Genomic DNA, 21,720 nt, shown 5'->3' on the forward strand with positions numbered 1-21,720 from the left:
ATGGCTGGATCAGGTGCACTTCGATGCGCGAAATGCTCCTTGCCGGGTGGAAATCCCGGTAACACCCAGTATTATCTGCGAAAATACCGAAATCGGGAGGATGCCGGGTGCAGACCAAGAAGATCATCAACGATGGCAACCGCGCCGTCGACGAGATGCTGGAAGGCATTCTCGCCGCGCATCCCCGCCATCTCAGAAGTGTGGACGGCAGTCCACGCTCCATCATCGCCCGCGACGGACCGCGCCAGGGCAAGGTGGGCCTCGTCATCGGCGGCGGCTCGGGCCATGAGCCGAGCTTTCTCGGCTTCGTCGGCAAGGGGTTGGCTGACGCGGCGGCCATCGGCAATGTCTTTGCCTCGCCGCCGCCAGATCCGATCCTTGAATGCGCCAAGGCAGTCAGCGGCGGCGCCGGCGTGCTGTTCATGTACGGCAACTATGCCGGCGACGTGATGAATTTCGACATGGCCGCCGAGATGGCTGCCATGGACGACATCGAGGTTCGTACCGTGCTAAGCACGGACGATGTCGCCTCCGCGCCCATTGGCGATCGGCACAAGCGCCGCGGCGTCGCCGGCAATTTCTTCATCTTCAAGGCGGCCGGTGCCGCCTGCGACCGGATGCTGTCCTTCGACGAATGCGAGCGCATCGCCCGCAAGGCAAACGACCACACTTTCACCATGGGCGTAGCGCTGTCGCCTTGCTCGCTGCCACAGACCCGCCGGCCGAATTTCGAGATCGGGCCGGACGAGATGGAGATCGGCATGGGTATCCATGGCGAGCCCGGCATCGCGCGCGAGAAGCTGAAAACAGCAGACGAGATCACTGACGAGATGCTGGACAGTATCCTCGACGAGATGGCACCGACGCGCGGCGACAAGGTCGCGGTGCTCGTCAACTCGCTCGGCTCGACGCCGCTGATGGAACTCTACATCATGAACCGACGCGTGAAGCAGAGGCTCGATGAGATCGGTGTGTCCATCCACGCGACCTGGGTCGGCAATTACTGCACCTCGCTCGAAATGGCCGGGGCCTCGATCTCTCTGCACCGGCTGGACGGCGAGTTGCAGACGATGCTGGACCACCCTTGCGATTGCGCCATGTTTCGCGCCGGCTAAACCTGCTCCTCGTCAAGGGACAATAGCATGACGACAATCGACACCGTCCGCCTTGTTGCGATGTTCGCAACGATCGCAACCGCCATGTCAGCCGACAGGGACAGGCTGTGCGCGCTAGACGGGGTTATCGGCGACGCCGACCACGGCATTGCGATGGAGCTTGGATTTTCCGCTGCACGCGATGCGGTAGCTGCACTGGATGCAGGGGCAACCGATCCGACCACTTTGCTCAACACGGCGGCAAAGTCGTTCCTGAATGCCGTCGGCGCCTCCTCGGGTCCGCTCTATGCAACCGCGTTCATGCGCGGCGCGGCAGCCGTCAAGGGCAAGACGACGCTTGACGACGCGGACGTGGTCGCCCTGTTCCAGGCCATGGCCAAGGGCATTCAGGATCGCGGCAAGGCCGAGCCAGGCGAGAAAACCATGATCGATGCATGGGCGCCGGCCGCGCAAGCGGCGGGCGAAGCGTTGGCCTCCGGCAAAGGTCTGGCGAACAGTCTCGAGGCGGCGGTGCAGGCGGCAAAGGCCGGCGCGGAGGCGACCAAGACGATGGTCGCCACCAAGGGCCGGGCCTCCCGCCTCGGCGAACGCTCACTTGGCCATATGGACCCGGGCGCCGCGTCCGCAGTGACCGTGATCGAGGCGATGCGGATCGCCTTGACCGACTGATCAGCAGCGGACCCTCATCTTTCGACGGTTGCCTTTCAGCGCTTGGCGTCGAGCTTGTCGACGGCCTGCACGTTTGCGGCAGAGGGGCCGTTCGGGTCGAACTCCGAGGCTAGCCACGCGTCTGCGATCGATTTCGCCAGTTCCGGGCCGATGACGCGAGCGCCCATGGTGATGATCTGGGCATTGTTGGACTTGGCGGCGCGCTCTGCCGAATAGGTATCGTGGGTCAATGCGGCGCGAATGCCCGGCACCTTGTTGGCGGATATGCTGACGCCGATGCCGGTGCCGCAAAACAGGATGGCCCGGTCATAATTGCCGTCGAGAATTTCGTGGCCGACCTTGGCGGCGATATCGGCGTAGAATCCGGCCTGGCTCAGGTCGACGACCTGCAGCTCGGGCTTGGTGGCGAGATGCTTGGCGATGACATCGAGCAGCGGCTTGCCGGCGCTGTCGGCTCCGAGTGCGATCTTCATGATGATGAACTCCTTTTCTTTCGGCTTTTGGCGGTCAGCGCCCGATGGCGGCCGACGCCTTTCTCAGAATGTCGATATAGCCTTCCGCTTGCCACGCCGAGCGGCCAATGAACAGGCCGTCGATATGCGGCTGGCCGATCAGCTCAGCCGCATTGCCGGGATTGACGCTGCCGCCGTAAAGCACAGGCGGGGCAATCGGCAGCCGGTCGGCGGCAACCTGCTTGATCAGCGCCTGCTGTTTGTCGGCATAGTCGGCGCTAGCAGGGATGCCCTTCTCGCCGATCGCCCAGACCGGCTCGTAGGCAAAGAGGATTTCCGCCTTCAGTTGATCGCCGCTCAGCTCTTGCAGCGCGCCGAGAACCTGTGCCGTCAACACCGCCTCGGCGCGGCCGGATTCACGCTCAGCCAGCGTCTCGCCGACGCAGATCAGCGGCACGAAACCGTGCCTGACCGCGGCCGCCGTCTTCAGCCCCACAGTCGCATCCGTCTCGCCGAAATGCTCGCGGCGCTCGCTATGGCCAAGTTCGATCACATCCAGCCCACACTCTTTCAACATCACCGGCGAAACCTCGCCGGTCCAGGCGCCGGCGTCGGCCCAATGCATGTTCTGGGCACCGACTTTTACGCGGGTGTTTGCCAGCGCCGCCTTGACCTGACGCACGGCAGTGAAGGGCGGAATGACGAAAGGCTGTATCGCCTGATCGAAGTCAGGCACGAAGGCCGCCAGCGCATCGGCGAACTGCAACGCCTCCGCCAGCGTCTTGTTCATCTTCCAGCTCGTGCCGACCCAATATGGGGCCATTCTTCTTCTCCTTCGATCCTTTTGCGGCCGAGGCCGGCTTTCGGGCGACGTATTCGCTCAGGCTCGAGGCTTGAGACTGTCGCGGCCACTGTCGATATGAGGCGCCCAGAAATCCACCGACTCGCGGATCATCTCGATAACCTGATGGTCCACCGGTTCCCTCTCCCTGAAGGAAAGTTCAAGGCAAATTTCATTGTCGGTACCGCCACCCTGGCGAACCGCATCCAGCAGCTTTTGCGGAAGTATGCGGCCATCCTTGTTGTAGGCGGCCGTGAACGGCCAATGGCCGCCCTTGTTCATGGAAGACTGCTTGATGTGGATGATCGGCGATTGCAGTGGAAACGCTTTCGCCCAGGCGTAGGGATCGGTATCGGCAGGATCGGGCGAGGTCACGTCGCCATGGTCGATATCCACCATCATCTTCATCGGGATGGACAGCTTCGCCGCATCGATGGCGCCTTGTAGCGTGACGCAGCTTTCGATCGTGTGGCCGAACTCGCGGCCCACCGACATCGGCTCCCAGAACAGATATGTCAGACCCGCCGCCCTGGCGTGTTCGGCCACCTCGCGCCAGCATTCGAGCGCGATGTCGAGCAATGCCGCCCGTCGTTGCGGATCGTCAAAGTCCTTGTAGGTGAAGATGGCGAACTGCGTGCCCATGCCTGATGCGCCAAGTTCGGCGGAAATGTCGGCGAATGTCTTGAACCAGTCGACATAGTAGCGCCGGACATCGGCATCCGGGTGGCCGAAATGGTTGAGCCGGCCATAGGGTCCGGTCATACCGGAGGTGATCCTGACACCGGTCCGCGCCAAGGCGCTGTTGAACAGGCGCAGGAATTTGGCAATCGTCGCCGCCGGCCAACCCGGGTTGACGAATTCATGCGTCAGCTGCACGTCGCGGATGCCGATGCCGTAGGCGATCGCGTCGATCAAATCGTCTGGATCGGCGAAGCGATTGACCAGTGGATTGGTGTTGAGGGAAAGCGTGAAGGCCATCAGTCTGCCGTCGCCATGATGTTACCGAACCAGTCTTCGAATGCCTGCCGCTCGGCCGCATCGATATGCAGGCCATGTTTGGTGCGGCGTTCCAGTATATCGGCTGATGTGCCGGCCCATTCGGTCTCGACCAGGAACCTTGCCTCCCGTTCATACAGATCGGGCCCGAAGCGGCGGCCGAGATCGGTTTCGCTTTGTGAGCCGACGAGCAATTGTCTGGCGCGGGTGCCATAGGTTCGAGCGTAGTGCTTCACCAGCGACGGGTTGAGCCACGAAAACTCGGCATGCAGATCGCTCAGGAACTGTTCGAAGTCCGCATTGGGAAGATCGCCCCCCGGCAAGGGAATTTTGGCCGTCCAGGCTTTCTTCATCGCCGGAAAGAACGGCTGGATCTTTTCCAGCGCATGTTCGGACAGCTTGCGGAAGGTGGTGATCTTGCCGCCGAATACCGAAAGCAGCGGCGCGTTGCCATTGGAGGCGTCGAGTTCGAAAATATAGTCGCGCGTCACCGCGCTTGGATTGTCGGCATTGTCGTCATAGAGCGGACGCACGCCGGAGAAACTGTAGACCACGTCCTGAGGCGTCAGCTGCCGCTTGAAATAGCGATTGACCACCTTGATCAGATAATCGACTTCGCTGGACTCGGCCGCAACTTCCTCGGGCCTGCCGTCGTAGGGAATGTCGGTCGTGCCGATCAGCGCCAGATCATTTTCGTAGGGGTTGACGAAGATCACCCGCTTGTCGCTGTTCTGGATGAGATAGGCCTGCCGTCCCTCCCAGAATTTGGGCACGACGATATGGCTGCCTTTCACAAGGCGAACATTGCGCGTCGAATTCTGCCCGGCGACGCGGCTGACAATGTCGTTGACCCAGGGCCCTGCCGCGTTGATCAGTGCCCGCGCGCGGACCTTCGTGACGGCGCCCGTCCGACCGTCCTGCATGTCGATCGACCACAGTCCGTCTTCACGGCGCGCCGCGACACAGGCAGTGCGCGTGAGCACCTTTGCGCCGCGCTGCTTGGCATCCAGCGCGTTGAGCAGCACCAGGCGCGCATCGTCGACCCAGCAGTCGGAGTATTCGAAACCGCGCTTGAATTCGTCCTTGAGAGGCGCTCCTTCGGGCGCTGTTCTCAGGTTTAGCGTTCGTGTCCCCGGCAGCCGCTTGCGACCGCCAAGGTGGTCGTAGAGAAACAGTCCGAGCCGGACCAGCCATGCCGGCCTGTCTTGCGGGCTGTGCGGAAGAACGAAGCGCATCGGCCAGATGATGTGCGGCGCCGCCTCGAGCAGCACCTCGCGTTCGATCAACGCTTCGCGAACCAGCCTGAATTCATAATATTCGAGGTAGCGCAGGCCGCCATGCACCAGCTTGCCGGAGCGCGAACTGGTGCCTTGCGCGAGATCGTCCTTTTCGCACAGGATGACGGACAGCCCGCGCCCTGCCGCGTCACGCGCTATGCCGGCCCCATTGACGCCGCCGCCGATCACGAAGAGATCGACGACATCTGTTGTATTGCTCAAGATCTTGCTCCTGTGCGGTGCGCCATGCCCTTCCACACCGGCCGAAGCGCCTGACGCGCTGCAACGAAGGAAGGGAAGAGCGCATCGTAGGTTTGCGAAAGCGCCTCGTCATAGGCATCGCAGTCGCCGAGAAGCGGCGTCACCCACTCGGCGGCGCAGTCTTCCATGGAGCCGTAGACGCCGAGGCCAACCGCGGCCATCATCGCGGCACCTGCCGCGCCGGCTTCCTGGCGGCTGCTCGTTCGCACCTGCGCCCGGGTCGCTGCCGCGATGATGCGACGCAACGACGGGCTGCGCGCGGCGCCGCCCGACAGGCGTATCTCACTCGGCACGGTGCCCATCGCCTGGTAGCAATCACGGGCTGCGAAGGCCAACCCTTCGAGCACTGCGCGTGCCAGATCGCCGAAGCCGTGCTTGACCGAAAGGCCGATGAAGCCCGCGCGTGCGTCAGGGTCGACGAACGGCCCTCTTTCGCCAGCCAGCGATATGTAAGGCTGGTAAATCAGCGATCCCGGCTCCGATGCTTCCACCCAAACATCGAGTGCCTTCAGCAACTCGTCATGAGAAGGCTTGCCGCCACCCGTGGCGAGCACGTCGCGCGCAAGGCCAAGCAGCCAGTCGATGTTGAGCGTGGCCGCCATGTTGGACTGCAGTTGCGCATAGCCACCCGGAACAGGCATGGCGATCGTGTAGCCGGAGCCATCGTCGTTCAAAATGACATCGTCGGGAGTGGCTGCGAAGCGCGTGTGTATGCCGGTCGAGCCGATGACCGTGCAGCCGACATTGCCGCTTGGATCATAGAGGCCGGCTCCGAGCGCCGTCATGACCATATCCACGTAACCCAGCACCACCGGCGTGCCTTCGAGCAGGCCGGTCTCTCCCGCCGCCGGTCGAGACAGCGGTTGATGGTCGGTGGTGCCTTCGAGCATGGGAGGCAACAGGCGGCGATGCGTCGTCAGATCCAGACTGTCGAGGACCTCGTCGGAATAGGTGCGCGACCGAAAATCGCCGAAGGTGAAGGTTCCCTCGGAGGGATCCGTGGCGCGTTCGCCCGTCATCTTGAAGTAGAGCCAATCCTTGCAATGCAGTGCGGTCGCCGCCCGCTTCAGCATGTCCGGATTGTTTCTTTTCATGAAGGCAAGCTGGGCACCCTGCTGGCAGGAATTAAGCCCCGTGCCGGTCAGCTCGAACCGCCTGCGATCCCGAGGGTCGGCGCGCATCTCGTCGACCAGATGTCCGGCGCGGGCGTCGAGCCATAGCCAGGCGCGCGAGACAGGCAAGCCGTCGCCATCGATCAGCCAGGTTCCGTCGCCCTGCCCGGTGATGGCAACCGCCGCGGTTCGTTGCGCGAGATCGGGGACTTTGGCTGCGAGATCGCGAACGGTCCGCGCCATGTCGCGCCAGGTCTGGTCGAGGTCCTGCTCGGCACCGCCACCTTCCAGCGTGACGAAGCTGTTGGGCACCGACGTCATGGCGAGCTGTCGCCCGGACAGATCGAAAGCGACCGATTTGATCACCGACGTTCCCGCGTCGATACCGATCAGCAGGTCTTTCATGCGGCAAATTCCGGTTGGTTACGAAGGCAATTCACGAGGCCAGTCTTTGTCATCTCGTAGAAGAGGCAGGGAGTGTCCGCAAGGACACCCCCTGTACGGGTTTCATTCCGACAGCACGAAGGGTGCCGTGTACTTGTCGACATTGTCCTTGGTGATGAGAAGGCAATCAAACAGCTGCTTTTCGGTCGCCGCACCGGTGGCGCCCGTCTTGATGAACGAGTCCGCCTGCTGCACGGCCTTGGCCGAGAAGATGGCGACCGGCTGAAGCACGGTGTACTGGAGTTCACCGGACTTGATGGCCGCAACCGCATCAGGGGAGCCGTCGAAGCCGCCGACCTTGATACCGGCAAGCTTGCCGGCTTCCTTCAGCGCCGCAACCGCACCGAGAGCCATTTCGTCATTGCCGCTGATCACGGCGATGATGTCGGGATTGGCCTGCAGCATGCTCTGCATCTTGTCGTGGCCCTGGGTACGATCCCAATTGGCGACCTGCGAGGCAGCCTTTTCGAGATCCGGATACTGGCTCAGCACAGTCGCGTAACCGTTCGAGCGCGTGGCCGCATTGTTGTCCGACGGCGCGCCGAGCAGTTCGACATATTTGCCCTTTTCACCGACTGCCTGCACCCACTGCTGGGCACCGAGAGCAGCACCCTGCGCGTTGTTGGAAACGAGCTGCCCCTTGGCGAGGCCTTCCTGGTTGATCTCGGCATTGACGAGGAAAACCGGGATGTTGGCGGCAATCGCCTTCTTCACCGCGCCGACAGAACCATCGGCATTGGCCGGGTCAAGGATGATCGCCACCGACTTGTTGGTGATGGCGGTGTCGATCAGGTTGCTTTCCGTGTTGGTATCGCCCTTGTGGGCGCCGACATTGGCCGTATAACCGAGCTTCTCGGCCTCGGCCTTGGCAACGTTGCCCTCGGTCAGCCAGTAGGGGTTGGCCGGATCGTTGACGATGATCGAGATCAGGCCCGCGGCCGACGCGGCGGCCGTGAACCCGACGACCATCGCGGCGGCAAGCAGACTTTTCAGCATGGTTTTCATGTACATTCCTCCAATGATTACGCGGTGTTGCTGCCAGTCACCTGGCAGTCTTCCCTTGGGCAGGATTGGCCGTTTCGGCCTTCCCCCGTTGCTGAGAAGTCGGTTGGCCGCCCGTCGAAGCTGGGAGCTTGCTACGGCGGCGATACTGAACGGCATTGAGCAGCACGGCGAGCACGATGACCGCGCCGGTGAACACTGTCTGCCAGTAGGATGAGATACCGATGATCACCAGACCGTCGGACAGGAAGCCGATGACGAAGGCCCCGAGCAGGGTTCCGCGGATGTTGCCGCGCCCGCCGGTCAGTGCCGCGCCGCCGATGACGACGGCCGCGATGGCCGTCAGCTCGTAGGTGGTGCCGGCGGTCGGTCCAGCCGACGTCAGCTGCGAGGACAGGATCAGGCCGGCAATGGCGGCACAGATGCCTGACAGCACATAGACGGATATCTGCACCGTCTTGACCGGAACGCCGGACAGCTCGGCCGCGCGCTCATTGCCGCCCGACGCGTAAAGCCAGCGCCCGAAGGCGGTGCGGTTCAAGACGATGCTGCCGATGAGCGCGATGACCGCGAGAACCACCACGCCGGTCGGCACGCCGAACAGGCGGTTGAAGCCAAGCGCATCGAAGCCGGTGTTTCCGAGCTCCGGTTTGCCGCCGAGATTGTTGTAGGTCAGGCCGCTGGTCATCAGCAGCGCCAGGCCGCGCGCCATGTACATGACGCCGAGCGTCGCCACGAAGGCTGGAACCTTGAAGCGCGCGACGAGCACGCCGTTGATCAGCCCGACAGCAGCGCCCAGCATGCAGGCCAGCACCGCGACCACCCAGACCGGCGGATAGAGGACGACGCCAAGCCAGGTCAGCGTCACGCCTTGCATCAGGAAGCCGGCGACGACGCCGGCCAAGCCCAGCGTCGACCCCACCGACAGATCGATGCCGCTATTGAGAATGACGAGCAGCATGCCGACCGCGAGAATTCCGAAGATGGCGACATGCGAGGCCATGGTCAGGAAATTCGCCACCGAGAGGTAGTAGGGCGACAGGATCGAAAAGACGACGATGATGACGATCAAGGCAAAGAACGCCCGGCCCTCGAGCAGCAGCTTGGCGAGATCGAAGCCTTCGCTTGCGCTTGGACTGGACTGTTTGCTGGCCTGGCTGACGTCGGTCATGGTCTGGGCTCCGAAATTCCTGGTGATCAGGCGACCACGGCTTCGCCGGAGGCGGCCATGATCTGCTCTTTGGTGGCGTTGGCGTCGAATTCGGCTGAAATCCTGCCGCGCCGCATGACGACGATCCGGTGCGCGATGCTGAGGCATTCGTTGACCTCAGAGGTCGAGAAGACGACCGCAAGGCCCTGCGAAGCGCGTTCGCTCAGCAAGCGGAAGACCTCGGCCTTGGCACCGACATCGATGCCGCGGCTCGGCTCGTCGAGGAGGATAACTTTTGGGTTGGTGGTCAGCATCTTGCCGATGACGACCTTCTGCTGATTGCCGCCCGACAGCGAGCCGATCATGGCGTTGCCGCCGGCAGTCTTGATGGTCACCTTGCGGATCGAATCCTCGACCAGCCCACGCTCCCTGGAGCGGGACAGAAACAGCCCCCTGGCGAACGCCTCGATGCTGGCAAGCGAGAGATTGCGGCCGACGGTCATCGTCTGCACCAGCCCGTCGCGCTGGCGGTCCTCGGGGACCAGCACAAGACCTCTGGAGATGCGCTGGGCAATGCTCAGTCCCGAGACGTCCTCGCCTTCCAGAAGCGCGCGGCCGCCTGCCATCGGCATCCGTCCGGCGACGGCTTCCAGCAATTCCGTGCGCCCGGCGCCCATCAGCCCATAGATGCAGACGATCTCGCCTGCCCGGACGTCCAGCGACAGGTGATCGACGACGGAATAGCCTGAACCCGAAGCGTCGACGACGCTGACATCCTCGATCGACAGCGCGACCTCGCCGAATTCATGACCGGTCGGCGGCGAGCCGAGATCGAAGTTCTCGCCGACCATGTTGCGCACGATCCACTCGAGATCGATATCCCTGGCTTCGGCCGTCGCCGTTATCGCGCCGTCGCGCAGGACAACGGCATAGTCGGTGATCTGCAGCGCCTCTTCGAGGTGATGTGAAATGTAGACGATGGAGACGCCGCGGCTGGTCAGATCGCGGATCACCTTGAACAGCACCTCCACCTCTGTCGCGCTGAGCGCCGAGGTCGGTTCGTCCATGATCAGGATCCGGGAATCGACCGACAGCGCCCGCGCGATCTCGACGATCTGCTGTTGGCCCAAGCGCAGATCCTCGACCAGAGTCATCGGGTCGATGTCCTCTTCGAGATCGGCCATCAGGGCGCGCGCCTGGCGCTGCTCCTCGGCGAAGTCGAGACCGGTCCTGGTGCGCAGTTCGCGGCCCATGAAGATGTTGTCGCGAACGCTGAGGTTCGGCGCGAGGCTGAGTTCCTGATGGATGATCGAGATGCCGCGATCGCGCGCGTCCGAGGACGAGGAAAAACTGACGAGATTGCCGTCGAGCACGATGTCGCCGGATGTCGGCGTGACCACGCCGGACAGGATCTTCATCAGCGTCGACTTGCCGGCGCCATTCTCTCCGAACAGCGTGGTGACCTTGCCGCGATGGATGTCGAAATTGACGCCCTTGAGCGCATGGACGCCGCCATACGACATGACGATGTTGCGCGCCGAAAGCACGGCGTCGCCATTCGCGGGTCCGGTGTCGGCAGCCGGTTTCATTTGACGTCCAGTCTCACGGGAGTGACGAGCCAGCTCTTCGGGTTGACCAGCTTGAACGCGCCGACCACCGATATGGTCTTGCCGGTCAAGGTGCTTGTATCGATCTTGGCCAGGACTTCCTTCTTCATCTCGTTGTTCAGCGCGGAACCGGCGTCCTGGTATTCGATCTGGTTGGTGAACTGGCCGAAGGTGATCTTGCCGGTGGCGTCGCGCAGTTCCGTTCCGTTGATCGCCGGCCCGGTCTGCACGCGGATCATCAACGTATCCGGCACGCCGTCGACGGCGACCTTGTAGATGCCCGATTTTCCTTCGCCGACGACGCCGCTGAACTTGACCGAGATGACCGGTCCGACACCCGCAGGCACGCCGTATTCCTTTTCTGCCGTCGCCCTGTCCTTGGCGATCGCCGTCGCCACCGTCACCGCGTCGGCGCCACGCGCCTCGACATCGGCCTGCACCTTGGGAAATTCCGACTTGCCGTAGTCGGCGGCGGAAAACACGGCACTGCGGACATCGCCGGCGGAGCCGATCCTGACCACCTTGGTGTCGAGCGCCATGGCGCCGAGCAAGACGACAACCGCGGCGCCGGCAAGTGCCCGGCGCAGGCCGGGCGAGGCCGGCCGGGTCGATGCGGTGGCGGCCTTCGCGCTCATGACGCAACCGCCAGCAAGGCAGATCTGCCGTTGTCACGCATTTGACGATCCTCCGTTCACATGGCGCTCCGCACCATTGGATTGGTTCTGTTCGACAAGGGCACGGGCGGTGCTTTCGTCGGTGATCAGGCCACTCAGATAACGGCTTTCGAGCACCGCCTTGATGGCGCGTACTTTGACCTTGCCGCCGGCGACGGCGACGATCCGGCGGCCTTTCAACTGGTCCCGCGGGAGCGCCAGAATTCTTTCCGACAGCGCCGTTTCCACCGGGCGCCCCTTGTCGTCGAAGAAGTGGGCGAGCAGCTCGCCGACGCCGCCATCGCGTTTGACCTCATCGATTTCGGAATGTTCGATCATGCCGGTAGCGACCAGCGAGGCTTCCCGCTCGGCGGTGCCTATGCCGACGAACATCAGGTCGGACCGGCTTGCGAGGTCGAAGACATCGCTGATGCCGCGCTGGCCAAGCAGCACCTCACGGTCCTCGGCGGAGTTGGCGACGAAAGGCACCGGCATCACATAGGCCTGCGCGCCGGTCCGCTCGGCCAGTCGATGCATGACGTCGTGCGGGTTGGCCGCGAATTTGCGCGTCACACCGCCAAGCAGCGAGACGAAACGGATATGGGCGGCGGCGGTCCGCGTCAGATACTCGACGCTTGCCGCGAGGGTGCGGCCATGGCCAACGCCGATCAGCATGTCCTCGCCGCGATCGATCTCGCGCTTCAGAAACTGCGCGCCGGCGATGCCCAGTCCCTTGAGCGGCAGGTCTTCCTGGTCCAGGTCCGGAACCACCTCGCAATAGTCGAGCCCATATGCGGCGGTCAGGCGCTGCTCCAGCTCCACACACTCGGCGACGTCGCCGTCGATAAAGACCCTGACCAGACCTTCCTGATTGGCCTTGGTGATGAGCCGGTGCGCCTTGAGGCTGGTCAGGCCAAGCCGCTTGGCCACCTGGGCCTGTGTGAGACCCCCGGCATAGTGAAGCCAGGCCGCGCGCGTGGCGAGGCTGGATTCATGGTCACGGTTAGCGGTTCCGCCGGATTTCAAGCCATCTCCTCCCTGAGATGATATTATTATCTTTGTGTGCAAAAATTTTCACATCCCTGCATCGCTGTCAATCCCTCGCCGGATTTGGCGCATACGCCTGCGGGGAATTCACAGGCCTCGCCCCTTCTAGAAACGCCGGTCTGCCGGGGTATCGGCAGGCAACATCGATCCACTAGGAGGTAAGCATGTTATGTGATCATACTTCGATGATAATTTAACGTCAATCTGTGTTATTTCTTGCCGAGATCGGCAGGATTGCGCTGCTGGTTGCCACCCTATTTATCATCAACTATTTGTTTTTAATAAATAATATCCGCCAGCAGAAAAATCCCAATCTATCTGTGAGTTGGGCGATTTGTGGATGCGGCGCATCCATGGGCAAACCGACCGGATTGCCTTGGGAAAGAGCATCGGCGACGGAGTGATCAGTCCAGTCGCATCAGGTTCCGGCCTTCGAGTTCCACAATTGCGGCCTCGACTTCCCCTGCAAGGCGCCCGGCGCTCCAGCCCAGCGCCCGTCCGGCAATCGCGGCAATCTCCTGCAGGTCCCGGCCTGTCAGCGAACCTGATATCGCCAGGGTGCTGCGGCGCATGACGATATCGGCCAGATGTTCGACGAATTCGTTGCGGACAATGTAGTCAATTTCCGATCGGCTGTAGCTGCCGGAGTCCGGCAGCTGGCCTTCACCATTCAGCCCGTGTCCGGCAATCTCCAGGGCTCTGGTCCCGTAGCGCGACAGCAATTGGTCAAGACGTCGTTCTTCGATGCCCGTTTGCGACCGCGCGCGAGCCAGCCAGTCTGAGCGTGCCGCCGCCGCGGCAGGGAAATCCCTGCCGCCGCCGATCGGCATGGCTTGCGTCGTCACCTTGCGGCTGCGCTGCAGACGACCGAGCACGGTGTCGGCGACTTCCTCGGCAAAGCCACGAAAGGTCGTCCACTTGCCGCCGACCAGCGAGATGACCGCGAAAGGTCTGTTCCGGTCCGGCTCGGCGACGGGGGCCGAGTGATCGCGGCTGATCAACCCGGGCAGCGATGCATCCGAAGCCGGCAGCGGCCGGATGCCGCTATAGGCATAGACGATCTGGTCGCGCTCGAACGCCATTCCCGGCAGCAGCGTCCGGACGCTGTCGAGCAGGTATTCGACTTCGTCAGGCTCGCAGCGCACCGCGTCGGGATTGTCGGCCTTGATGTCGGTGGAGCCGACCAGCGCCAGGCCGAGATAGTCGTAGACAAGGCAGATACGGCCGTCATCGGCCTCGAAATATAGCATGCGCCCGGCAAGGCTTTTAACCAGTTCGTCGTGTTTCAACAGTACGTGCGAGCCCTTGGTGCCGCCGATCATCTTCGATGGCGCGCCAAGCAAATCGTTGACATAATCGATCCAGGGACCGGCGGCATTGACCACCAGTTTCGGCCGCACCGAAAAGGCCGCGCCGTTTTCCGTCTGGAAGGTCAGCACGCCATCGGCGGACTTCACCAGCGCGGTGTAGTTCGCGGTGGCCGAGGCCGCATTTGCCTGCAGCCCGTCGAGGATCAGTTCGAGCACCAGCCTTTCGGGGTGGCTTATCTTGGCGTCGTAATAGGTGCCGGTGGCGACGATCGAAGGGTTGAGCGCCGGCATCTCACTGAGCGCCTGGCGCCGCCCGACCATGCGGTGACGCGGCATGACCTGGTTTCGCGAGCCATAGAAATCATAGATCATCAAGCCGACCTTGATCAGGATGGCGCCGCGGCTGCGCGGCGCGCTGGTCGAGCCGAACAGCGTCCGCAGCGCCGCCAGCATGCCCTTGCTCCAGGAGAAGATCGGAATGACGGTCGGCAGCGGACTGACATAGTGCGGCGCGTTTTTCAAAAGCAAATTGCGTTCGAGCGTCGACTGCGCCACCAGCCCGAACTCGCCGGTTTCTAGATATTTCAAGCCACCATGAATGAGCCGCGATGGCGCGGCGCTGGTGCCGGAGCCGAAATCCGCCTTGTCGACGATCAGGCAGCTGACGCCCTGCGCGCACAGGTCGCGAAACAGGCCCGCCCCGTTGATGCCGGCGCCAAGAATGACGACGTCGACCTCGTCGGTCCCGGCCATGGCGGCCAGACGCCCGGCGGGGTTTTCCGTACGTGTTCCCTCAGCTGGGTTCATGGCGCTTTCGTCTTGACGATGCGCAGCTTCACGCCGGCCCGCTCGAGGGCTTGCGCCCGCGCATCGCCCAGACCTTCGGTCGCCAGCACGACGTCGAAGCTGGTCAGATCGTCGAAGACATGCAGGGCAATCCTGTCGAACTTGGCATGGTCGATCAGAAGGATGCGCTTGACCGATGCGGCCATCATCGCCTGCTTGACCCGCACGACATTGGGATCCTGGATGAAGGCCGTGGTTCCGGTGATGGCCGAAGCCGAACAGATCAGCACATTGGCGCGCAGCTGCGCCACGGCGTTCTCGCAGACGATGCCGATATAGGCATTGTAGGTACCGTGATACTGGCCGCCGAGGCAGATGAAATCGATGTCGTCGACATTGATCAGCTGTGCCGCCGTCGACACGCTGTTGGAGATGACGGTCAGCGGCTTGACGTCGAGCAGCAGTGTGGCGACGGCGTTTGCCGTCGAGGAATCGTCCAGCATCACCACCTGGCCAGCCTCGACATAATCGAGTGCTGCCCGCGCCAGCGCATCCTTCTCGGCCCGGTTGACCGTCACCCGGTAGCGGAAGGCGCTTTCATAGAGGCCGGAAGGCTGAACCGTCACCGCACCGTGCAGCTTGCGCAGCACGCCCTGCTGCGCCAGCCGGTCGATGTGCCGGTGGATGGTCATGCGCGATACGCCGAAATGCTCGACGAGATCGTCGATGCGCACCTGGCCGAGCTTGATCACATAGTCGGCGATCTCTTCGCGTCGTTCGTCGGCCTTGATCATGCGCCTCTCCCAGTGTCTGGCCGCGCCAGCTTCTCGATCTCCGGCCAATGCGGTTCGAGCGCACCGGCTATGCGGCCATAGAGGGAAAAGCGCTCGTTGAACACAGCGCTTGAGGCCGGCACAGGCTCGTATTGGCGCGCCGTCATGCCGACCTGCCTGGCGCCTTGTTGCGGCGTCGCGAAGATGCCGACCGCGGCACCCGCGCAAAGGGCAGCGCCAAAGGCCGCGGCCTCGTCGGTCGAGGTGACGATGACCGGCGCGTTCAGCACATCGGCAAACATCTGGACGAAGGCCGGATTGCGCGAGCCGCCGCCGGTCAGGCGGATTGCGCTGATAGCAAAGCCCTCGCGCAAGGCTTCGACATGGGTGCGGTGATTGAAAGCAATGCCCTCCAGAACCGCCTTCAACATATCGCCGCGATTGTGCCAGCCGTGCAGGCCGACAAAGCTGCCGCTGGCGATATCGCCAAAGGGGGAGCCAAACAGATAGGGGTGAAACAGGATGGTCGAGGGCTTCTTCAGCGCTGCGTCGATTTCTGCTGCCAGAAACTCGTGGATCGAGCCACCATCGACCGATGCCTTCTCCTGCTCAGAACGGCAGAACGTGTCGAGGAACCAGTCGTAGTTCGCGGTCGAGGCCGGAGAGATCGCCATGTTGTTCCAGCAGCCTGCGTCGATGGCGTTGCGGCAGAACCAGCGCGGGTCGACGCGCGGCTCCGAAGAGACGACTTCGTTGATGGAATAGGTCCCGGCGACGATGGCGAGCACGCCCTCCTCGTGGCCGCCCATGCCAAGCGCGGAGGCGGTCACGTCATGCAGTCCGCACGCAACCGGTGTTCCCTTGGCTAGGCCGGTCATTTCGGCGGCCTCGGCGGTGACATGCCCGACGATCTCGGCGGAGTGCGCCATCGGCGGCAGCGCTTCGAAGAGATCGTCCAATCCGAAGATGCGCATCGCTTCCGGCGCGTAAGCCTGCGTGCGGAAATCCGTGAATGAGGTGCTGGCCTCCGAACGGTCGGTGCCGATCGTGCCCGACAGGCAAAAGCGCAGCCAGTCTTTGCAGGCCAGTATATGCCCGATGCGCCCATAGCGGTCGGGTTCGTTCTTCCTGATCCAGGCCAGCAGCGCCGACGGCGCCGAGACGTGCGGCGCCTGGCCGGTGCGCGCCAACGCGTCTTCGAAGACCCGATCCGCCGACCATCGTTCGACAATCTCGCCGGCGCGGCTGTCGAGCGAAAGGATCCCGGGACCCAGCGGCCGACGATCCTTGTCGAGCAGATAGAGACCGTCGCCATGCGCGGTCGCCGCCACCGCCCTGATGTCGTCTGCCGGGCGGCCACAAAGGGCGATCGCTTCCTTGATTGCGTCGGCGGTCGCTTGCCAGAGGCCTGCCATGTCGCGCTCCACCCAGCGCGCATGGGGCATCGACTGCGGCACCCGTCGACGCGCCACCGACAACTGCGTGCCATCGGCATCGAAGATCACCGCCTTGGTGACCGTGAGACCGTTATCGATTCCGAGCAGACTGGGCATGGTCACCGCCTCTTTCAGCGACTGGCGATGCGCACTGCAAGGCAATCCTGCAGGCTGGGACAAGGGCGACAGACATAGCAACGATCGACGAGCAACGGTGATACAAAGCGACGAGCACCCAATGAATCAAAGAACCATATCTTGGTGTTAATTTAACGTCAATGTGTGAGACAATTCTTTTGTTCCATCCGTCGAAACGGGCATTGTTAGCGATGACAGATTGCAAAACTGACTGATTTATTTGAATTTTTTGCCTATGAAATATCCCATCCAGATCGTTCAATCGGCCGGCGGGTGCCATAGATCGGCTCCGTTCGCCCGACGCTGCGCCCTGGCAAGCCTGGGTTACTGATGCTTCATCGACATTCGCCTGAAGCTACTCGAAGGAATAGGTGAAGCCCTCCTTGGAGGCGCCAACCGTCACCTTCGTCATCTTTTCGCCCTCGAGCGACCGGTTCAGCACGCCACGGCTCAATTCCGGCAGAAGCGTGTTGGTCAAAATGGCGTCGATCATCCGCCCGCCGGATTCGATCTCGGTGCAGCGGGCCTTGACCAGATCCATGACGCCATCGCCGATCACCAGTTCCGCGTCGTTGGTCGCGCGCAGCCGGCGAGCGATCTTGGCGAACTGGTGGCGGGTGATCGCTTCGATCATCGAATCCGAAAGCGGGTAATAAGGAATGGTCACCACCCGACCGAGAAAGGCCGCAGGGAAGACTTTCAGCAAGGGGCTGCGCAGTGCGGTGTCCAGATCGTCGAGCCCTGCCCGCAGCGTGCCATTCCTGGTCCGATCCATGATGACTTCGGAGCCGACATTCGAGGTGAGCAGGATCAGCGTGTTCTTGAAATCGATGCGCCGGCCCTCGCTGTCGTCCATCATCCCCTTGTCGAAGACCTGGAAGAAGATTTCGTGCACGTCAGGATGCGCCTTCTCGACCTCGTCGAGCAGGATCACCGAGTAGGGTTTGCGGCGGACCGCCTCGGTCAGGATGCCGCCCTTGCCGTAGCCGACATATCCAGGCGGCGCCCCTTTCAAGGTAGAGACCGTGTGCGCTTCCTGGAACTCGGACATGTTGATCGAGATGAGGTTCTGCTCGCCGCCGTAGAGCGTCTCGGCCAAGGCCAATGCGGTTTCGGTCTTGCCGACGCCCGAGGGGCCGCAGAGCAGGAACACGCCCACCGGCTTTTCCGGCGCGCCGAGCCCGGCGCGGCTGGTCTGCACGCGCTTGGCGATCATCTCCATGGCGTGATCCTGGCCGACCACGCGTTCGGACAGAGTGCTGGCCAGCCGCAGCGCCTTTTCGGTCTGGCTCGACAGCATCCGCCCCGTCGGGATACCGGTCCAGTCCTGAACGACCGCCGCCACGGCGTTGCGGTCGACCGACGGCAGGATCAGCGGCGTCTCACCTTGCGCCTCGGCCAGTTCGGCCATCAGTTCGCGCAGCCGGGTGAGATCGGCGGCCGGATCGGGTAGAGGGGCATCGGTCGCCGCCGCTGCCTCCTCGCTCGTCCTGGCCGGTTTGGTCTTGGCCGGTTTGGTCTTGGGCGCTTTTGCTTTGGGCGTTTCGGTCTTGGGCAGCGGAGCTTCAACTGCGTCCGCGCCGGCCGTTTCGCTCTCCGGCGTCTCCACCGCATCGAGTGGGACACCTTCGCCGCGCAGCCTGGCGCGCAGTTCGAGTATTTCGGCAACGAGTGCCTTTTCCCGATCCCAACGCTGCTGCGCGGCTGCGAGCGTGACTTCGGTTTCGGCCAACCCGGTGTCGACGCGTGCCTGCCGATCGTTCACCTCGATGCCGATCGCAGCCTCGCGACCGATGATGCCGCGCTCGACCTCCAGCGCCTGGCGGCGACGGATGATGTCCTCGACCTCGGCCGGTGTAGCGTGCTGCGATATGGCGACACGGGCGCAAGCGGTGTCGAGAAGGCTCACCGCCTTGTCAGGCAGTTGCCGCGCCGGGATGTAGCGATGCGACAGGCCGACCGCCGCTTCGATCGCCTCATCCAGTATCTGCACCTTGTGGTGCTGCTCCAGAACGCCGGCGACACCGCGCAACATGAGAACGGCCACCGCCTCCGAAGGCTCGTCGATTTTTACCACCTGGAAGCGGCGGGTCAGCGCCGGGTCTTTCTCGATGTGCTGCTTGTATTCGGCCCAGGTCGTTGCCGCGATCGTACGCAATTCGCCGCGCGCCAGCGCCGGCTTCAAGAGATTGGCCGCGTCACCGGTTCCAGCCGCGCCGCCTGCGCCAATCAAGGTGTGGGCCTCATCGATGAACAGGATGACCGGCGTTTCGGAAGACTGCACCTCATCGATGACCGCCTTCAGCCGTTTTTCGAACTCGCCCTTCACGCTTGCACCCGCCTGCATCAATCCGACATCGAGCATGCGCACACTGACGCCTTGCAGTGTGGGCGGCACGTCGTCTGCTGCAATACGCAAGGCAAAGCCCTCGACGACCGCGGTCTTGCCGACGCCAGCCTCACCGGTCAGGATCGGGTTGTTTTGCCGACGTCGCATCAGGATATCGACGATTTGCCTGATCTCCGGATCGCGGCCGACGACCGGATCGATCTTGCCGTCGCGAGCGCGCTGGGTCAGGTCGGTGGCGTATTTCGCCAGCGCCGAATCCCCGCCCGGAGGGCGCTTCGGCGTTTCGGCCGCGGAAACCGCTATGCCTGCGCGGGCTTCGAGCGAGCCCTCCATGACATCGGCGAACCGTGCAATGACCGCGGCGGCGTCGATCTTGTCAAACTCGCCGCTGATCTTCGACAGCAGGCCTTCCAGCACCGGCGTCTTCAGGCAGGCAAGGAGAATATGGGCGCTGCGGACTTCCTCGACGCCGAACTCGAGCGTCGCCAGGTTCCAGGCTTCCTGGATGGCATGGAAGATATGGTCGGAAAATTCCTCGATCGACGTTGCGCCGTAAGGCAGCTTGTCGACGGCGCGGGTCATGTCGGCGGTGAGCCGGCTCGCATCCACGCCCGCATCGGCGATTATCATTTGCACATCCGAGCGGTCGGAAAGCACCAGTTGCTCGATGAAGTGGACGAGCTCGACGTAAGGATTGCCGCGCAGTTTGGCGGTGTCGGCCGCGGCCTTGAAGGCGCGCACACCGACAGGATTGAGCTTGCCGACCAGTTCCTTGCGTTTGAAGGTCTGCGATGACCGGCGCTGTTCCATCGAACGTGCTCCTGCAATCTGCCAGTCGATAACCTGCCACATAAGCCGTCACTTGACAAAGCGCGTGGTGGACAGCGCCCCTTCCATTTGTGGAAAGTACCGCACCATCGGCTGCAAACAACCACGCAATTGCCCGCCTTCATGCAATGCATTTCACATGCAAGGCCGGCAATCTGGCCAAGGGTTTCGGCACCGCAGACGCGGTCTGGTCAGCTTTCGTTAATTTTTTGAGCAGTGCTTGAATTGTGGTAAAGTGCAACCGTGTGATACCGTAGGGTCACGTACGGTTTGAAGGCCGATCGCTGGGGGTTGGTGTGATTGATGTCGCACTCTGGCTTGCTCCGCTCGACGGTGAAAATCCGTCAGGGGAGGATTTGCGCAACGACCCGGCTTTTCATGAGCTGGAGCGCCTGACGGAACCCGAGATCAAGGTCGTCCACGACGGCCAAAACAAACCCGCCTCGCAAAGCACCATTCCGGTCGACTGGCCTGCGGTGCTCGCCAAGGCGGAGGAATTGCGCGCGCATGGCCGGGACCTGCGCCTGCTCGTCATCGTCACGCGCGCGCTGGCCAATGAAGAAGGACTGGCCGGTCTCGCGCAGGGGCTGACCCTTATTGCGCAGACCTTCGATCAGCATTGGGAAACCATGCATCCGGCGCTGCGGCCCAACGCTTCGCCACGCGATGCCGCCTTGCGCCGCATCAACGCGCTGCTCGACCTCCAGAATGGTCAGGAGGGGTTGTTGGCGAACCTGCGGCAAATGACGTTCTTTGCGCCGCGTGCAATCGGCCCGATTCAGGGCAAGGATCTGGAAAAGGGTGCGCTCGACGACCGTGTCATGCTCCAGGAAGCCGCCTCGGGATTGAATGCGGCAGAAAAGGCCGCACTGGTTAGTGCGCACGGACAATTGTTGAACCGGGTGCGTGCCGGATGTGCGGCACAGATGGATCAAGCCAACGCAGAGATGGTCTTGCTCGTCGCCGACGCCAGGGCAGCGATCGCGGCCCTGGATGCGGTCGAGACCGCCCTCAACACTCGTCTCGAGAGCAGCGGCGCTCCTGTTCCGGAATTAAAACGGTTTCTGCAGCGTTTGCTGACGACCCTCGAACGGAATTCGGCAGCCGGCGCCGTGGCGAATGGCGCGGCCAAGCCGCCCACGCCGGCAGAACCGGCAACGCCTGCTCGAAACGGTCATGGAGCCGATACTATGGCAAGTGCGGCAAGCTACGCGGACTCGAGCACGGGGCTTCCCGACCGGATCTCCTCGCGCGACGACGTGGTGAAATGCCTCGACCTCGTCGTCGCCTTCTATGACCGCACCGAACCGTCGAGCCCGATTCCGCACCTGGCGCGGCGTGTGCGCCGAATGGTGCATATGGATTTCGTTGAACTGATGGAAGATCTCGCCCCGTCGGGGCTGAAGGAATTCCGGCTCCTTGCCGGCGTTCCCGACGTCAAGAAGACGGCTCAGAAGGATGAAAGGTAACAAC

At 62.8% G+C, this 21,720-nt stretch carries 18 protein-coding genes; 4 read left to right on the forward strand and 14 right to left on the reverse strand.

Features of this window, described 5'->3' with window-relative positions:
• Positions 1-107 precede the first annotated feature (107 nt).
• Positions 108-1,115 carry a dihydroxyacetone kinase subunit DhaK gene (locus tag FCU66_RS02725; RefSeq protein ID WP_136619397.1) on the forward strand — a complete coding sequence of 336 codons (1,008 nt, stop codon included), beginning with the start codon at positions 108-110 and terminating at the stop codon, positions 1,113-1,115.
• Positions 1,116-1,142: 27 nt separating this feature from the next.
• Positions 1,143-1,784: a dihydroxyacetone kinase subunit DhaL gene (gene dhaL / locus FCU66_RS02730; protein WP_136619396.1), complete on the forward strand. Its 642-nt coding sequence runs from the start codon at positions 1,143-1,145 to the stop codon at positions 1,782-1,784.
• A gap of 35 nt (positions 1,785-1,819) precedes the next feature.
• On the opposite strand, the gene derI is transcribed toward dhaL, so the two are convergent.
• The 10 genes from derI to FCU66_RS02780 form a co-directional block, all read right to left on the reverse strand.
• On the reverse strand, positions 1,820-2,257 hold the full coding sequence (gene derI, locus FCU66_RS02735) for a D-erythrulose-4-phosphate isomerase (protein WP_126068158.1): 438 nt from the start codon (positions 2,255-2,257) through the stop codon (positions 1,820-1,822).
• Positions 2,258-2,291: 34 nt separating this feature from the next.
• Positions 2,292-3,059 (reverse strand): triose-phosphate isomerase, encoded by a 768-nt coding sequence (locus FCU66_RS02740; RefSeq protein ID WP_136619395.1) that lies wholly within the window; start codon positions 3,057-3,059, stop codon positions 2,292-2,294.
• 57 nt (positions 3,060-3,116) lie between these two features.
• Positions 3,117-4,055 (reverse strand): sugar phosphate isomerase/epimerase family protein, encoded by a 939-nt coding sequence (locus FCU66_RS02745; protein WP_136619394.1) that lies wholly within the window; start codon positions 4,053-4,055, stop codon positions 3,117-3,119.
• Positions 4,055-5,572 carry a glycerol-3-phosphate dehydrogenase gene (locus FCU66_RS02750; RefSeq protein ID WP_136619393.1) on the reverse strand — a complete coding sequence of 506 codons (1,518 nt, stop codon included), beginning with the start codon at positions 5,570-5,572 and terminating at the stop codon, positions 4,055-4,057. Before FCU66_RS02750 ends, FCU66_RS02745 begins: the two co-directional genes overlap by 1 nt.
• Positions 5,569-7,128: an FGGY-family carbohydrate kinase gene (locus FCU66_RS02755; RefSeq protein WP_136619392.1), complete on the reverse strand. Its 1,560-nt coding sequence runs from the start codon at positions 7,126-7,128 to the stop codon at positions 5,569-5,571. The genes FCU66_RS02750 and FCU66_RS02755 overlap by 4 nt, the downstream gene beginning before the upstream one ends.
• A gap of 102 nt (positions 7,129-7,230) precedes the next feature.
• Entirely contained in the window at positions 7,231-8,172 is a 942-nt protein-coding gene (locus FCU66_RS02760) for a D-ribose ABC transporter substrate-binding protein (RefSeq protein WP_013533072.1), read from the reverse strand.
• A 37-nt stretch (positions 8,173-8,209) separates the two neighbouring features.
• Positions 8,210-9,340 (reverse strand): ABC transporter permease, encoded by a 1,131-nt coding sequence (locus FCU66_RS02765; RefSeq protein ID WP_136619391.1) that lies wholly within the window; start codon positions 9,338-9,340, stop codon positions 8,210-8,212.
• A gap of 26 nt (positions 9,341-9,366) precedes the next feature.
• The gene (locus tag FCU66_RS02770; RefSeq protein ID WP_136619390.1) at positions 9,367-10,908 is read right to left on the reverse strand and encodes a sugar ABC transporter ATP-binding protein; all 1,542 of its coding nucleotides are present in this window, start codon (positions 10,906-10,908) and stop codon (positions 9,367-9,369) included.
• The gene (locus FCU66_RS02775; RefSeq protein WP_136619389.1) at positions 10,905-11,561 is read right to left on the reverse strand and encodes a DUF2291 family protein; all 657 of its coding nucleotides are present in this window, start codon (positions 11,559-11,561) and stop codon (positions 10,905-10,907) included. The genes FCU66_RS02770 and FCU66_RS02775 overlap by 4 nt, the downstream gene beginning before the upstream one ends.
• Before the next feature lie 33 nt (positions 11,562-11,594).
• Positions 11,595-12,605 (reverse strand): sugar-binding transcriptional regulator, encoded by a 1,011-nt coding sequence (locus tag FCU66_RS02780; protein ID WP_136619388.1) that lies wholly within the window; start codon positions 12,603-12,605, stop codon positions 11,595-11,597.
• A gap of 227 nt (positions 12,606-12,832) precedes the next feature.
• Here FCU66_RS02780 and FCU66_RS40975 point away from each other — a divergent pair, with 227 nt between their 5' ends.
• Complete coding sequence (locus tag FCU66_RS40975; protein ID WP_136619387.1) at positions 12,833-13,030, forward strand: hypothetical protein; 198 nt, start codon at positions 12,833-12,835, stop codon at positions 13,028-13,030.
• Here FCU66_RS40975 and FCU66_RS02785 read toward each other — a convergent pair whose 3' ends face one another.
• The 4 genes from FCU66_RS02785 to tssH all read right to left on the reverse strand — a co-directional run bounded on the left by FCU66_RS02785 (position 13,031) and on the right by tssH (position 20,229).
• Positions 13,031-14,743, reverse strand: a complete 1,713-nt coding sequence (locus FCU66_RS02785; RefSeq protein WP_136619386.1) for a glycerol-3-phosphate dehydrogenase/oxidase — start codon at positions 14,741-14,743, stop codon at positions 13,031-13,033.
• Entirely contained in the window at positions 14,740-15,516 is a 777-nt protein-coding gene (locus FCU66_RS02790; RefSeq protein ID WP_136619385.1) for a DeoR/GlpR family DNA-binding transcription regulator, read from the reverse strand. The genes FCU66_RS02785 and FCU66_RS02790 overlap by 4 nt, the downstream gene beginning before the upstream one ends.
• Positions 15,513-17,048: an FGGY-family carbohydrate kinase gene (locus FCU66_RS02795; RefSeq protein ID WP_136619384.1), complete on the reverse strand. Its 1,536-nt coding sequence runs from the start codon at positions 17,046-17,048 to the stop codon at positions 15,513-15,515. The genes FCU66_RS02790 and FCU66_RS02795 overlap by 4 nt, the downstream gene beginning before the upstream one ends.
• A gap of 376 nt (positions 17,049-17,424) precedes the next feature.
• Positions 17,425-20,229 carry a type VI secretion system ATPase TssH gene (tssH, locus tag FCU66_RS02800; protein ID WP_136619383.1) on the reverse strand — a complete coding sequence of 935 codons (2,805 nt, stop codon included), beginning with the start codon at positions 20,227-20,229 and terminating at the stop codon, positions 17,425-17,427.
• Between the two features lie 314 nt (positions 20,230-20,543).
• Between tssH and tssA the strand changes: the two genes are divergently transcribed.
• Positions 20,544-21,716 carry a type VI secretion system protein TssA gene (gene tssA / locus FCU66_RS02805; protein ID WP_136619382.1) on the forward strand — a complete coding sequence of 391 codons (1,173 nt, stop codon included), beginning with the start codon at positions 20,544-20,546 and terminating at the stop codon, positions 21,714-21,716.
• Positions 21,717-21,720: the final 4 nt, after the last annotated feature.

Origin of the sequence: Mesorhizobium norvegicum (assembly GCF_004919685.1) — a bacterium.
GTDB lineage: Bacteria > Pseudomonadota > Alphaproteobacteria > Rhizobiales > Rhizobiaceae > Mesorhizobium > Mesorhizobium norvegicum.